Genomic DNA, 16,381 nt, shown 5'->3' with positions numbered 1-16,381 from the left:
CTAAAAGGGGGTATATTTTTATCAGAAAGCAGATTATGAGATTTTCCCTCCCCTTTCTGCAAGATATTCTGATGGAGACTTGCCAAAAAACTTCCTGAATTCTTTACTGAAATATTTACGGTCGTTGAATCCTACTTCCCAGGCTATTTCAGAAATATTCATACTATCGTTCACCAGAAGAGAGGCCGCCTTTTTCAGACGCATATGTTTAATAAACTCGCCTATAGGAATATGCACCAAAGCATTAAATTTTTTATAGAGAACAGCCTTACTCATACCCAGCTCTTTTGCTAAAGAAGGCACATTGAAATCAGGTTGTCCGAGATGATCTTCGACAACACTCATCAGCCGTTCCATAAATTTTTTATCTACCGTTCCTACTTCCACATCCAATGGTTCCAGATAAATCTTTTGACTGTAACGTTGTCGCAAAACAGTTTTTAGTTTCAGCAGATTGCTGATATAGTTTTGTAAAACCACAATACTGAAAGGCTTGGTAAGATAGATGTCTGCACCGCTTTCGAGTCCTTCGATGAGTTGATCTTCAGCAGCTTTTGCAGTAAGCATAATAACGGGAATATGACTTGTGCGTTCATCCTGTTTCAGATTTCTGCAAAATTCATTACCGTCCATTTGCGGCATCATTACATCGGTTATGATCAGATCGGGAAGTTCATTCACAGCAAGCTCCCAGCCTTTCACTCCATTCTCAGCTTCGAGTATGGTATAATCTTCTTCCAGACAGGCTTTAATAAATGCCCTGACATCGGGAGTATCCTCAATAATTAAAATACGGACCTGGGACATGGAACTGGTTTAGGCAAACAAATCAATCTAACACAGGATAATCATCTTTCAAATGATTCTTCCCAAGCCGTAAGTTAACAATAAAACGGGTTTCCATATTACCTGTTTGCATGTTCTTTCCGCTTTTGAAACGAAGTGTTCCTTTGTGCAACTCTACCAATTTCTTTGAAAAAGCCAACCCTATACCCGATCCTTCACTTTTTGAGGTGCCGGTATTTGCCTGATAAAAACGGGTGAATATATGTTCCTGATGTTCAAGTGGAATACCACAGCCATTATCGAATATTTCAATATCAACACTTTCCTGTTCTGTTTTTATTACAGCCACCGAAACCTTTCCTGATTCAGGAGCAAATTTCATGGCATTCGCCAGCAAATTCGAAAGTACAATCTCAAGATGATGTGCATCAAAATAGACGAGCAGCTCTTTTTCATCACATATATAATCGTAATGAATATTTTTTTTCTCAGCGGCGCCAATAAATTTATCGAAAACGGATTTTGTAAATTCTGCAATATCTGACCGGGCAATTTTCAATTTGGTATAACCAGCCTCTGCCTTTCGAAAGTCCAGCAAATCATTGGTGAGGGTTAACAGTCGGTCAGCATTACTTTTAATATTCTTCAGCATACTTTGCGCCATCGTATTGCCTGAAAATTTTTTCATTAACATTTCTACAGGGCCAATTACAAGTGTAAGTGGTGTTCTGATTTCATGGGAGATATGTGTAAAAAAATCCAACTTCATTTGATGAAGCTCCTGCTGTTGCTGGTTCAACATATGTTCATATCGGATTTCCCTCTTTAGTGATGCTCTCGAAACAAAAAAGTAAATGATCCCGAATGCAAGCAACGCAACGAATAATGCATATAACGTATAAGCCCACCACGTTTTCCATGGTGGCGGAAGTATTTTTAGTTTGATTTGATAAGGAACCTCATTCCACACGCCATCATTATTTGCTCCTTTGATCATGAGGAAATAAGTGCCCGGCTGCAAATTTGTAAATGATGCATGATGTGCATCAGTATAAACCCAGTCTTTATTAAATCCTTTCAGCAGATAGGCTGACCTGTTTTTTGATGGTTTCACAAAATTCATTACAGCATACTCAATCGAAAACACGTTTTGACTGTAATCAAGAATCAATTCATTTATCTCTGAAATATCAGCTTTTAGAATTCCGGACGAATCATTCGTTTTGACCGGAAGCCCGTTTATACGAAGCTCCGTTAGAACAATGCCGGGGGCCTGCCTGTTCATTTCAACATTGTTTGGATCAAACTCCACCAACCCATTATGAGTACCAAAGAAAATATGGCCTTGTTTGTCTTTGAAAAATGAACGGTAGTTGAATACTTTGCCCGGCAAACCATCATGTGAGTCGTATAAATAAAATTGTTTCCTTAACCGATCAAATCTGTTAAGTCCATTATTTGTACTCACCCATAAATTATTACGGTTATCAACAACGATACCTGCGATTTTATTATCTGCAAGACCTTCAGTGATGGTGTAAGTGGTAAAACTATTTTTATCCGGGTCATAAGCAGAAAGCCCCATGTACGTCCCGATCCAGATGATTCCATTTTGATCTTGTGTAATACATGTAATAAAATCTGATTGTAGTTGATCGGGTTGTTTGCCTTGAAAGAATTGAATGAATTTGGCACCATTTGAGGAGATCATGTTTAATCCCTGACCGGTTCCAATCCAGATGTTATGCATTGAATCTTCAAACATGCAGGTAATTCCCCTGTCAGACAAATTCTTACCCGGATACAACGTTTCAAATTGTTCAGGTTTTCCTTTGGCACCATCATAAATATTTAGACCGTTATCATCTGTTCCGATCCATATCCGGTTTTTATGATCTTGCAGTAAGGATGAAACACTTTCTGAATTGATCGTATTACTTCCTTTGTCAGGCCCAAACTCTTTCCATTTTTTACCGGATGGTTCAAATACGTTAACCCCGCCTCTTGACATGCCTACCCACAAATTTTTCTTATTGTCAAGCAACAGCGCTTTTACAAGGTTAGAAGTTAAAAATGAATTGGGATCTTTTGGATTCGTTGAACGGACGAATATATTTCTCTTCCTGTCATAGTAGTTCAGCCCTTCAGCCTCTGTACCAATCCATAAATTATTATGTTGATCTTCAATGATTGCACTGATAATATTACTACTTACACCTTTACCTTTCGTATCGTTCTGATAAACGATAAACGGAGTTGTAAGAGACTCCACATAGTTTAGTCCGCCAAAATAAGTACCGATCCAGATATTACCTTGTCTGTCTTCAAACAGATCATATATCGAATTAAAGTTTAGCGACCGTGCATCATCAGGATGATGTGCATACGATTCGATTTTTTCAATTTCAGGATAAAACAGGTTTAAGCCTTTCAATGTTCCTATCCAGATTCGTCCGGCCGTATCAATACGGAGTTTACGTATAATGTTACTGAGAAGGCCAACAGGCTTGCTATCTTCGTTGTACTGCTTTACTATCCGGAATTCATGATCGGTTTTAATTAAACCGTTTCCCCTTGTTCCTATCCAGAAGTTTTGATGCTTATCTTTTACTATAGAAACCACAGGAATACCTTGTAAGGCTCTCTTTATTTTTACAGCAGCCCCGTTTACATCCGATTTAAAAAAAACAACAACGCCATCATTTGTACCTGCAATCATCTTACCATTACCCGCTTCAAAAACACATTGTATATTTTTTATACCACTGGTTTTATCATTTTCGAATGGAACAGGGAGGAAACTATAAGACGAATCGTTTTGTACAATTTTATTCAATCCCTCTGCTGTACTTACCCATATATCACCACTACTGTCTTTATCTAAAGAATTGATGTTATTGCTGATAATACTTCTTTTATCAGAAGCGGAATGCTCATAGTAAATAAACGTATCTGTCAGATCGTTATAAAGATATAATCCATTATTTGTACCGATCCATAGTTCATTTTTTCGTCCGGCAAGAGTATTGTTTATTTTTATGCGGGAACCGATACTATTGTCCTTGTAAAACGAACGGTAAATTTTTACGTTTTTCCCGTCATATCGATTTAAACCATCCATTGTTCCTACCCAAAGGAATCCTTTCTGATCTTGCGTAATGGATAATACAGATGGGGAAGAGAGTCCGTTTTCTACAGTAAAGTGTTTGAACGAAAGCTTTTTCTGAGCGCATACCGGCGTACTCCAGAGTATTCCCCAGCATAATACAGCAACAGTTAAAAGCAATCTACCCACAGAACATTTTTTTATCAGCAAGATGACTTCATCTTAACCGAAGTTATGGTTTAAATTTATTTGGCAACAACAGACCTGTAGATCATCATTGAAGTTGTCTTTATTGAATGAATCATGATCAATTTAATTTCAATGTTTGCAAAATAAATTCAATTTGTTTATTGCGTTGCGCCTGCGTAACGGCATGCCCCGTTTCCTTATCAATAAAAAATGTTTTAGGCGCCTTAATACTATTAAACGTAGCGTAAAGAGAAGTAGGCGGTGTGGTTTCATCATTGTAGCCCAACGAGTAAAATCCAGGAATGCTAATGAGTCGGGCAAAATTTACTGCATCGTAGTAACGTGATGTTTCAATTTTCTCTTTGGTTAAATGCTCTTTTTTAGCAAACATGTGCGGCCATCCACCGGCTCTGCCAATTTGATATCCTGTAAGATCACTTAATGCGGGATGTGTACACAAAATTGTTTTCACACGTTTGTCCAATGCTGCTGTTACCAATGCCAATGCACCACCCTGACTTCCTCCCATGACGATCATGTTGCTGCCATCAAATTCTGGTAACGAAAAAATGAAATCGACAGAACGTAAACAACCAAGGTAAACACGCTTGTAATAATACTCATCACGGTTGTCGAGGTTAAACGTTGGATAACCAAGCAACGCACCAAAGCGCAGATTTTCATACACTATCGAATCGAGGTTAACAGGTATTCCGTGAATGCCGATTTCAAAAACAACGATTCCTTTTTCGGCCAGCTTTACATCACCCTTATACGGACGAACACCTGCACCGGGAACCCTGAACACAGCCGGATATTTCCCCGGAGCTTTCGGCATGCTCAGCATTCCATACAAACGCATACCGACTTTATGGTTTTGCATGTTTACCTGGTACACATTTACCTTGTCGTTACTCAGTTGCGGCTGAAGTTCCATGTGCAGATCCATGGGTATCTTTTTGTTGTCTTCAATGGCTTTGGTCCAGAATTCCATAAAATCATTTGGCATAACAGTGGTGGGTTGAATTGACTCAGGGCTTATGGCCGCAGTTGCCATTCCCCTGAATTTTTTTCCCTCATATTCTACCGTTGCCACGCAGCGAAGAAAACCACCTGTTTGCATGGCACCACCGTCAAGTACCAAATCCGAACCAATTAATTGCACTTCCCCTGTTTGTACAGGAGGCATTTTTTCAGGTCCGATTTCGTAACTGAGTTTTGCGCCCTTCATTGGTTTGCCATCCTGTAGTACAGAAATTTTAAACACAACTTTTTCATTGATTTTGTACAGCCAATCACTATGATCAGCTGTCACCTTCACAACAACAGCCTCCGCAGCTGCAGGTTTATCTATACGCTGAACAGCAGCTGTTTCAGATGTATGCCTTGGCGTTTTTGCCTTTGCAACGTTCAGACTTAGTATAACCGCTGTGAACATCCAAACTGAAGTACGGGACAGAAAAGCTTTTTGCATTCGCTTCATCATATGACAGATTTTAAAAATTAACTGGTGAAATATTGATTGTTTTTTGTTCTACTAAAGGATGCATCATTATACAACGATTATCTATTTTCATTTTTTACTTTAACATCTTTAAACATGTACATATTATCGCTAACTCTCAACCTCTTTCCGCTTACCGTTGTCACGTTCCTGAGTATAACTTCCTTGGTTTTTACATAAGGAAACTTCTCTTGATATGTATCACCAGTCATCTTTGGATTGAAGTTTGAAAAAATAGCAGGCCCTTGATAGTCCGTTGGATGTTTCGCATCGTCGACACGTAAGTTTTCGATTGTAATTCGCTCCGGCATATAACAGGTATAACCGAAATCATGCTGACCGGAATAAGATCCGCTGATCAAACTGGCGCTTGAAGCGTTGCCACCTGCAGGAACGAACACACAGTTACGGATGATGAGCTCTCCCTGCCAAGTACTGCCGTAATCGTTACGCAAATTGATAAAGCTTCTACTGTAAACAGTGGAGTTCTCTACAATAAAACTTCCACTACCAATTGCATTGATTCCCTGATGTCCTAACGTTGAGTTGCGGATAGTAGCATTGGCAACACCCTGATGCGCATCAAATCTGGAAAAAGTACAACTGTCGTACAAAATATTTTTACAGAAGTTAGAGCCCATGATTCCCCAATACCTGTTATCGTTGATATCGTTTGTTTGGCGACAGTTTACGATTGAAACATTCAAGGCTCTGGATGGAGATAAGTCGTAACTGCCCATAGAAACCGGAACGCCTGCGTTCCCAATAGTTTGATACACTTTATGACCTGTGAGCAGCGTATTCTGAACCCGTACATTCGAACAGTCTCTGATAGTAATGAAGCCGCCATAAGGTGCTCCATGATCTCCTTCGTCGGTAACACGATGTTCAAGTCCCGTTAGAATTACATTGGAACGTTTGATGATGATTCCCCGGCTGTAATACGTGTACTTTGATTCTGCTTTGTTGGCTATCGTAGTGAAACGTCCGCCGGAGATGGTTAACGTGGTTTCATCAATTGGAAGAGCAGTGATGTCGGTAATTTGATCAAAATCCCAAATGATCGGGGCGTTCATATCAACGTTCCCGTTTTTATCAACCATAAAAATATCCGTTTGTGAAGAACCGTTATTTTGATTTGCACCAAAACGGATATAACGTTTTACGTTTGTATCGGTAACAGTTATTAAACAAGTGCCGGGCAAAGACACATCAATTTTTGTTTGATTTTTTTTAAGTGATGAAATGCCTTTGAGTTTAAATGATTCCTTCACTGAACTAACCATAAAGACATGTGCTTCACGGTTTTCAACATTTGTATCATCTATGATAAATGCTGCCTTACCAAAATCTGTATTTGTTTGAATGATTGCAGTTCGGTTTTTGCCAGCAATATAATAGGTAGCTCCATCATCTGCTTTTACAGAAAGCTGGTATTGATTGGCAAACGCATGTGCAGCAACAATTGCTTCTATATCATCCGTTTTCCCATCACCCTTTGCACCAAAATCGGTGTAACGGACAATTTTATTTGCAATAATATTTTTCCTTTTTTCTTCTGAAGGTACTCCTGCAAACTGCGCCATAGCAGAAAATCCTAACAAAAGCAATGCTGACAGAACGATATATTTACGCATGTTGAGAAACTTTTTTATAAAAACTCAGTGTCTTACAAAACGACTATTCAATCATAATAAAAATTTTTCTTCTGTTGAACGTTTTGCACGCAACAATGCTTCCGGGATGCAAGCACTGCTGCTGCGGAAGCATCTCTTTCCTCGTTAGGTATATCGGGATGTTTCAACATGAACGCCGCTTTTTTTTACCTGTTCAAGATACTGAATGTCTTTAGTAAAACGGTCGCACATAGTAACCTTGTAATTAAAACAGTAGATGAGGTGACTTTTTGCTCTGAAGTTACATGCAGTGGTTTCCGAATTTTTTATTCGGGCTTAGTGCAGGAAGAGTAGAAACCCTTCCGCACATCTGCCTTATTTGTTTGACTAATCTAAAAAACGTTAGAGTTTTACAATCTTCTTTCTGGTTAATTCTAAACCATTTTTAACATGAACAAAATAGATACCTGCTGCCAATCCGCCCAATGAAATTCCCTGATTTGTTTTCACAAGTGCTGCATTCCGCACCAACATTCCCTGCGCATTATAAACTTGTACGTTTGCGTTCTTATCCAGCATATGAACTGTAACAAATAACATATCCTGAACAGGATTAGGAAATACTTTCATGATCTCGATATTCGATTCAGATGTAGTAGTAACCCTTCTGCCTGCTACACCACACTCACCCAGCGCATCGCCATGATTTAAATGTTCCTGTATTGCTTCAGATGAAATACAAATACTGTTATTGTTATGGCAAACTCTTACCTTATTGCCATTGTTACCGCATCGCACATCTACTACATTTATTTGTATCGCTGCAGAAGTTTGGCAACCTTTCAAATCAGTAACAGTTACTGTATAGGTTCCTGCATCTGCAACTGCAATTGACTGCGTTTGTTCTCCGCTGCTCCAACTGTAACGATACTCTCCGGCTCCACCTTGCGGCGTAGCCGTAATGGATAATGATGACGGACCATAACCTAAATAAAGTGTGTTCTTTAAATCCATTGCTGCATTCACTGCAAAAACATCTGCAATAGTTACAGTTAATCGGTTATGAATGGTTACCGTACAAACAGCGGTTGACTGATTACCGTACATATCTGTCACTGTCCATGTAATGGTTGATACACCCTCTTCAAACAAGCCGCTTGCATTTATTCCGTTACCACTTCGTTCAGTAGCACCTGAAATAGTATATTGAATTGTTGAAATACCAACATTATCTGTTGCTGTTAAAACCGGCAACTGGTAGTTCGATCCTTGATAACATACATTTTGCTCTGCAGGTACAATCAATGCCGGTGCTTCATTATCTGTTACAGTTACCAGTTGTATTGCGGTTGTAATATTTCCGGAAACATCTGTTGCCGTCCAGGTAACCTCTGTTACACCCACCGGATAAATTGCCGGAGCATTGTTGGTTACAGACTGAAGAGCATCATTATCGCTGGCTGTTGCTAATCCAAGCGACACATTACTTGCAGTAGCTATGCCCGCATCTGTATGCACGTTAATATTTGCAGGAGCCGTTAAAACCGGAGGTTCAACATCCTTCACAGTTAGTGTTTGTATGGATGTGGCAGCATCATAAAGATCATTGCCTTTTTGGAAAGCTGTAATCGTTGCTGTACCCTTGCCAACAACAACTACGGTGTCGCCTTTTACTAACGCAACAGCGGTGTTAGAACTGCTGTAGCTGACAGGCAGACCTGACGATGCAGTTGCCGTTAAAATAAAAGCTGTATCAGTCGTTGCTTTTTCAGCGATTGGATCAAAGCTGATTGTTTGCTGAGCTAAAACCCGGCTCAACACAATTTCTACCGGTAATCCATCTCTTGTTGTAAATTGTAGGATAGTTTCTCCGTTTGCTGTATCAATTATACTTGCATTCGCATGAGGTTGTGAAACTTCCCAGTTCGTTCCTTTTATAGCGATTTTAATTTGCCTGGTTACAGATGCAGCATCTGATCTGTAATTGTATCCGAGATCAGGATTGTTTACTGCTATCTGAAACGTTTTTTGTGCTGTATCATATTTACTCATGACCAGGCAAGGATAATCAGCACCTGTCAATAATCCATTATTGTTAATGCCGGACAGCGCACTGAAAAAAGCATATGCAAATATCGCATTCGTGTTAGCAGTTGGTTTGTATTCTACAATATGTGCAATGCCGTCCTGGCGGTGTACCGTATATGGTTTGTTGCCTGTACTTATCTGGTTGTTTAAATCAACCATCGTTGTAGCAGTAGCATTCGGCATACAAATGTATTCGTACGATTTGTTTGACGGCGCTGTTCCATGATCAAGAAATCCTTTCGCATAATTTCCTACAGGATTATTGGTAATTGTTTGAGCTGATAATAACTTATCATGTTGTGGTGTTTGCTGATCGGCTTTTGATAGCTTAATTGTACCACTTCCTGCAAACACATAAAACCCGGTGTTGTAATTATCTACAATCCAGTGGTTGGTATTATCGGTATAAGTGTTGTTGTAAGTGCCGGTTGGCAATAAATTATCATCAACTGTTACCTGTTCTTTTGCTGCTGATGTTTTACGTTGATACAACGCTGTCATAGTGGTATTCGCTGCATCGTTGTTACCAATATTGGAGCCCAAACAAATCAACATATTATCAAACGCAAACACTGATTTTTTAAACACAAATGTTGCGTTATGATTTTCAGTTGAATAGACTGTTCCAAATCCCTGGCCTGTTCTTTCCTGAAAATCCATTGCAAACAAACCATACGTTCCTTGAATGGCTTTCAGATAAGATCCGTTCTTATTGATAAAACTTAAAGAACCAACAAATCTTTTCTGTTGCAGTTCGTCGATACGTTGTTTCTCGCCATGCAATTTATTCCAGGGAAGCCTGATAACTGTTGCACCGGGAGTGAAATTCCAATCCCATGTTGTTACATCGTATCCATTTCCTGTAAGTGCATCTCCGGGATAAATGATATTTACTGCACCATAACTTTGATAGCGCCCGAAACGATTTGCATCCGGATAAATTTCTGAACCCAACATATTATTGTTAAAACCCTTGCATACAGCCAACCATCCATCTTTTCTGTATATACCGGCCATGCTGTGGTTAAACTGAAAATAACCTGAGTTAAAAGAAGCTTTTATACTATTACCAAAAGGTGCGTAACCACCCCACACACGATTATAATAGGTTGCTATCACAGGATCTGATGCACCAGTACCCAGTATACTTCCTCCGGCAACTCCCATATTACGCAAACTAAACCGGCTGATGGTGGTGGCAACTTCCTCCGGCTTCCTTCCACCCATCGTTAAAAATCTCGTGGTATTATCATTGGTAAACATGAGCTGAGCCATGATTGCATCCCTTAGTCGCAGGTAGGCAGCATTGTCTATTTGAAAAGAAGTTTCCCTTAAATTGGAAATGATCTCTGCTACGCTGTTTAAATTCGATGTATAGGATGGATATCCGGTCCAGTGATGAAAGCCTGAACCATCTTGTTTTATTCCGGCGTAAGAATTACCTGGTGCATAGCGGGTGAAATTTTCGATGTAACGTTTAAATGCGGTCATATAACGGTAACGCTCATCCGCAGATTCAATCCATTTTATATAAGCCATCGTTACATTTCCGCTGTTGCCCAAATGATCGTCATTAATTCCTACCACATAGTTTGGATCCCAGAAATGCAGAAAATTATCCTGTTGATACAATACGTTTTCAAACAGGCTTTTTACAAATGAGTTCTCCTTAATGCGGGGTATCAAGATAGCAGATCGTGCAAAATCCCGATACACATATTGATTATAATCGATCTCAAATAAGCCTTTACACATTCTGTCCGATACCAGCCACACAGTGTTAAGAGCTTTCGTGAAAACATCGTTATCCTCAGGATGGAACTTGAGGTATTGAGCAAAGGTTTTTAAAAATGATGTTTGACTGTAACTGGTAACAGCTGTTTGAGCTGAGATGCTGTATCCGTCTACTGTTATGTTCAATGCATTGTAACTTGCGATGGCATTGGTAAGTGCAGTCGCAGTTGGTTCAGCTACACCCAAATAAGCATCAGAAAACCGCTGCACAATTGTATTGATCTCTGCTTCGATCGTTGCGTTCGAAGGCAGCAATGGCAAATCAGGTGTTAAACTGATTGGACATGGAGCTGCAGGCACTGGCGATGTAAGCAGTTGATAGTTTACAGCATTTCCTGTGTACGTTACATCACCCGTATAACCGGATGTGTTTAAAATCGTTCCGAAAGTTCCTGCAACAGTTGCAGGTGATGTTGTTTGTACAAATATAAGAGATGGCTGTTCCGGTGTGCTGTATGCGTTAATAAAATCAACCTTTAATGTTGTTGATGTTCCGATACTGATATTTCCTGTTGCATTTACCTGATCGTAAGTTGTTCCTGCAGTAGTTCCCCCGGCCTGCACACGTAAGCTTCCGTTATTGGCTAATGAAAAATTTCCGTTCACCTGCAGTATCCTGGTAGCATTATCGCCTGAGGCTGTTCCAAAGGTTAAAGCGTTAACTGTGAGATTTCCATTGACAGTAACAGGTCCCGCTGCAGTGGATAAATACCCGCTGTTAATGTTCAATTGATTCAACACTGCTGCTGTAGGATCAAATGTAATGATGGTGGCTGCGTTGCTTGGAAGCGTTGCACTTGTTCCTGAAATGGTAAGATTGGAATTGGCATGCCCTTTTAATAAACGGGTTGTGCTGTTTCCGCTTTTTATAGAAGAAGCCTGTAAGTTATATCCGGCAAGATCTAAAGTGCAACTTGCAGTATTAAAAACAAGTGGACTGTAGAACTTACAATTTCCAGCCAAGGAACGGTAACTGCCATTCAGCTGCAGACCGACACTAATGTTGGCTGTATTGGTAACACCTGATGAAAGCTGCGTTAAGCTGATGGTTTTGTTTGTCCCACCCAGGTATACACCCCGGGTACTGTTCACATGATGAATAGCAGTAGTGCCTGTAACATCTCCGTTTGCATTGAAGAAATTAGTTCCTGATGTAGCCTGTAATGTTCGAATGGTACCATTCCATGTTAGCAGACCCGTAATTGTAAATGTAGAGGACCATGCATTGTTGTTGTGAACAATGGTTCCTCCTGCATTTATAGTTAAAGCAGCAATTGTCATGGGGACGCTATTCGTAATGGTGGCGGTGCCCCCATTCAATATAAGAAGATTGTCAGTTGCTGTAATAGTAACAGTTGTTAAACCGGTTATTCCATTGGGATTGGTCGTCCAGTTGGCGGAAGCCGTTCCATTACCGGTGAGCGTAGCACTTGCTGAAGCTGTGTAGTAATCAGCAGCTGCTGCATACTGTACTGCACACAGAAGCATTACAAAAAAGAGGAGATTTTTTTTCATCAGAAACAATCGTTTTTTAAAAGTGAAAACTTTTTACGTGGTAAATCTGATAAAAAGAAGAATGCCTTTAGGGATGAATCTGTCTTAGTTTAGGGGGAAAAATGTATTAAGATTGGTTGAACCGATCTACAATCGCCCCTTATCTCCATAATTTATACAATATTTTAAAGACCGTGCCACACTGAAATATCGGTTGTATATTTCTCTTACTTAAAAATCGTCTAAAGCGAAATGAAAAATATAACGCAAAGGATTTCTGCAAAGAAAAAGCTTTGATGATTCACTTAGAATTGCCAATCGTGATGTTTGGAGTTCACATTTGATATTCCCAAAGATTAATCTAACTACAATTACCATCGGCAATCGAATCTTATATTCCAAGCTGATAAAGTTTTATCCGATAAATACCAGGGCAACCAACACGCTGCTGCTCTAAACCAACTTCCAAATTAGTATTCAAAACAGGAAGAGGTGCTAATATTTGTTTGAATACCCTTTTCCCGTTTTCAATACCAACAGAATAGCTTCGTCCGGTTACAAACAAAAAGGAATTGTGCCATGTTTCATCGCCATTCAAATAGCGGCTGGGCACCCAACGTTCATTGTAAAATCCTCCTTCCTGCACTTCGCCGATAACTGCTTTTTTGGTTTTGTCGAGCGTTTCAAAATTTACTTTCATGTTTATACCGGCAACCAAAAATTCATCTTTACCTGTTTGTATGATGATGCCGTATGCATTCTTTCCTTTGTTTGTAAACTCAACATTGCATTTATACTGACCAATAAGTAGGCTGGCAGTATCCTCATTTCCTTCTCTCAGCACTCCTTTCATTTTTCCACTTCCCTGATATTGTGTGATGATTGGCAATAACTCGTCTTTCAGCAGCTTAAAACTTAACGAGTATGCATTATCTGCTATTAATGATTCAATACCAAATGGGCCGAAGCCAAGTGCATCATGTGTGGCAAGTGCATAATATGCCTTTCCGGGATTACTTCTTTCACATTCAGGAATAAATAATGGATTCTTTTTTGAATGACGTGAATACATATCACACACTTCTTTAAAATTCGGCAGATAAATATCAGGTGCTATAAAATCAATGTCAGGTGCTGCTGCTTTGTAAATATCCATCACTCTTGATACAGGGCCGCCGTTCGGGTATTTACCGGGCAACTCATCAGGGTATTGTACAAGCCATGCATTCACATACATTGGGAGCGGTAGTATTCTTTTGCCTTGCTTACACACTTCATTCATGTACTTCGCATACTGCCACGACATAAAATAATTCTGAGCTGCATAATTTCTTTCACCAAACAATTCACCCCAATTACCTTTTTGTTTTTTTCCGTTTTCATCCCACGATGCTTTCAACTCCGGTTCTAAGTTGTGATGATTTACCAAGAGATAACTAATTAATTCCTGTGGCACTTGCTCCCTATATTTTTTTATGGCAACCTCATTATAGTCCATTTCGGAAAAAGCGCCCACTTCATTTTCAGGTTGCATCATGATGATAGCACGGTTCACATCTTTCTCCTTAATATATTTCATCAGTTTTACAAACGCCCTCGTGTCAGCCATCATGGCTTCTTCACAAAAAGGAGAAATCGCTGTCATACTTTCACCTGCTTTATTTCGGATACGAAAGAAACGTTTCGTGTCTTTCTTAATCCAAAGGGGTACATAAGAAGATTCGCCGTTCTTCCAGGTAGCAAACCAGATCAAAATAACTTTCAGTTGCTTCTCATTCGCATTTTTCAGGATAAAGTCAATCAGCGAATAATCAAATTTTCCTTCAGACAGCTCAAACTGCTCCCAAGCAACAGAAGCAATGACGGTGTTCACATGCATATCTTTTGCATTTTGCATGGCCTGCCTGAAATATTCGGGAGCAGATGAGGTAGAATTATGAAGCTCTCCTGCTACCATCAAAAAAGGTTTGCCGTTCACAATGAATTGTGTATGATTTTCCAGGGTTCGCAAATACGGTAGCTGTGGCGACTTCGTTTTAGTTGTATTTGTTTGAGCGGTTGCTGTAAACACACAAATGAAAAACAAACATCCGAACATGATAATCCTCTTAGTAAAAGCCTTCATATAATTTTTTGAGATTTCAGTTATAAATAAGGAGCAGAAAAACCCAGCTTTCGCATACCGGCTTTTACTTCAGGACAAGAAGTGAACAAATCCCAAATAAGTCCGGATCGATAGTTCTCTATTGCTATCATAACAGGAAGTTGATTATATACTAATTCCTGCGGACCAATCCAAACCGGATTCGTATTCAAATTGAACGCATCTGCAAACCCATAATCCTTCCACAGTAAATCACCGAGCTTGTAATAAAAATATTTCAGTGCCGCCATTGATTCATTGGGTGTAAAAGCAAAAGAAGATAATGCTGCAGTTGGAGCAATCACGCCAACATCATTTGCAGGTTCACAGGAAGTATAGCCAGCGTTTGTTGAACTCGCTGTTAGTCCCCAACACGAATCACTATAGCCAACATAGTTTTTAGGATTCTCTATACAATAAGCTCGGTTTATCAACGAATGATTTTTTGTTTGCAATTCATAGTTGGCATAGGTATCGTTTAATCCCGTTGGCTTAATACACAAAAACGAATATTGCGATAAAAATAAAGGCCCGCCAAAAGAGCTTCCCAATGGCAGGATTAAACCATAATACTGCTGTCCATTTTTAAACCCTCCATTATTAGCAAAACCATCATCATACACTTGTTTGGAAATTGTATGTGTTGCAGAAGATGCAGCCATTACATACGTGATTAGTGTTTCATTCCAACCCCGTATCATAAAAGTAATATCCCAACTATGATTCGGACTCCACAACCAATACAACGCATTTTGATTATCCTTTTTAAACCAGGTCCATTCAACGTTATTGAACAAAGTATTTATATCACTACGCAGCGAGCTTTCATTTACATCTGTGCCGCTAAAATATTGCCTCGCTGTGAGCAGACCCATCATTAAGAAAGAAGTTTCAACAAGATCGGCACCATCATCTTTTGGCGACCATACTATTACTTCGCCTGTGGTTCCGTTTATACGATGAGGAAATGCACCATGAAACGTTTTTGCTTTTGTCTGTAAGAAGCCAACAATTTTCTGCATCCTCGCCAACCCCTCCGATCGTGTAATAAAATTTCTATTCACAGCAATCGGAATTGTAAGAATGCCGAAACCTGTACCACCAATTGAACAATCATCTAATTCCGCCGTGTTTGTTTTATCTCTGGCTAATCCTGAAACAGGATGGCCGTACTCCCAGAAATAGTTAAACGTTCTTCTTTGAACAGTATCAAGCAATGCTTGATCCGAAATAATCGGGAATTTATCGGAAGGATCAATTCCTGTTCGCAACGACAGTAAAAAAGACGACGAGAATGAACCTCCTTTGATTGATTTTAATCCGGTAGAAATGACAACAGAATAACGGGACAAAAAAGCCAATGGCGATAGCGGCTGAATAATCAACGCAGAATCACCATTGGCAAAACCGATACTAACCGGCACATTTGAAGATGTAGTTACCAGTTTCCATGTTACAGCATTCGCAACTGTACTTCTATCGATTTTTTCCGAGAAGCTCAACAGAAGAACAGCTTTGTTGGTTTGTAATTGAACAGATGATGCGCTGACAACCTGATCATTTACTTTTTTAACCAACAGATTTATGTTTAACGCCGGCACAACCGGATTGCTGGCATTGCTACTACTCTTGCTACATGAACTGCCAAATAACAGCACTGT

At 39.6% G+C, this 16,381-nt stretch carries 7 protein-coding genes; all 7 read right to left on the bottom strand.

Translation table 11 applies throughout. From position 1 onward, the window contains the following. Positions 1-33 precede the first annotated feature (33 nt). Positions 34-807 carry a response regulator transcription factor gene (locus WG989_RS12125; protein WP_340429722.1) on the bottom strand — a complete coding sequence of 258 codons (774 nt, stop codon included), beginning with the start codon at positions 805-807 and terminating at the stop codon, positions 34-36. A 22-nt stretch (positions 808-829) separates the two neighbouring features. Further along, positions 830-4,081: a ligand-binding sensor domain-containing protein gene (locus tag WG989_RS12120; protein WP_340429720.1), complete on the bottom strand. Its 3,252-nt coding sequence runs from the start codon at positions 4,079-4,081 to the stop codon at positions 830-832. 118 nt (positions 4,082-4,199) lie between these two features. Further along, positions 4,200-5,567, bottom strand: coding sequence for an acetylxylan esterase (locus WG989_RS12115; RefSeq protein ID WP_340429719.1), 1,368 nt, complete (start codon positions 5,565-5,567; stop codon positions 4,200-4,202). 77 nt (positions 5,568-5,644) lie between these two features. After that, the gene (locus WG989_RS12110; protein WP_340429718.1) at positions 5,645-7,222 is read right to left on the bottom strand and encodes a pectate lyase family protein; all 1,578 of its coding nucleotides are present in this window, start codon (positions 7,220-7,222) and stop codon (positions 5,645-5,647) included. A 381-nt stretch (positions 7,223-7,603) separates the two neighbouring features. Further along, entirely contained in the window at positions 7,604-12,598 is a 4,995-nt protein-coding gene (locus WG989_RS12105; protein ID WP_340429717.1) for a polysaccharide lyase family 8 super-sandwich domain-containing protein, read from the bottom strand. A 370-nt stretch (positions 12,599-12,968) separates the two neighbouring features. After that, positions 12,969-14,588 (bottom strand): GH35 family beta-galactosidase, encoded by a 1,620-nt coding sequence (locus WG989_RS12100; protein WP_340429715.1) that lies wholly within the window; start codon positions 14,586-14,588, stop codon positions 12,969-12,971. 134 nt (positions 14,589-14,722) lie between these two features. Further along, positions 14,723-16,297: a glucoamylase family protein gene (locus WG989_RS12095; protein ID WP_340429714.1), complete on the bottom strand. Its 1,575-nt coding sequence runs from the start codon at positions 16,295-16,297 to the stop codon at positions 14,723-14,725. Between the last annotated feature and the right edge of the window lie 84 nt (positions 16,298-16,381).

Origin of the sequence: Lacibacter sp. H407 (genome assembly GCF_037892605.1) — a bacterium.
Lineage (GTDB): Bacteria > Bacteroidota > Bacteroidia > Chitinophagales > Chitinophagaceae > Lacibacter.
This window is presented reverse-complemented; position numbering and strand designations above follow the sequence as displayed.

Excerpts from the sequence above, each read along its gene's own strand:
- WG989_RS12115 (WP_340429719.1), bottom strand. The coding sequence starts at position 5,567 with ATGATGAAGCGAATGCAAAAAGCTTTTCTGTCCCGTACTTCAGTTTGG.
- WG989_RS12110 (WP_340429718.1), bottom strand. The coding sequence starts at position 7,222 with ATGCGTAAATATATCGTTCTGTCAGCATTGCTTTTGTTAGGATTTTCT.
- WG989_RS12105 (WP_340429717.1), bottom strand. The coding sequence starts at position 12,598 with ATGAAAAAAAATCTCCTCTTTTTTGTAATGCTTCTGTGTGCAGTACAG.
- WG989_RS12125 (WP_340429722.1), bottom strand. The coding sequence starts at position 807 with ATGTCCCAGGTCCGTATTTTAATTATTGAGGATACTCCCGATGTCAGG.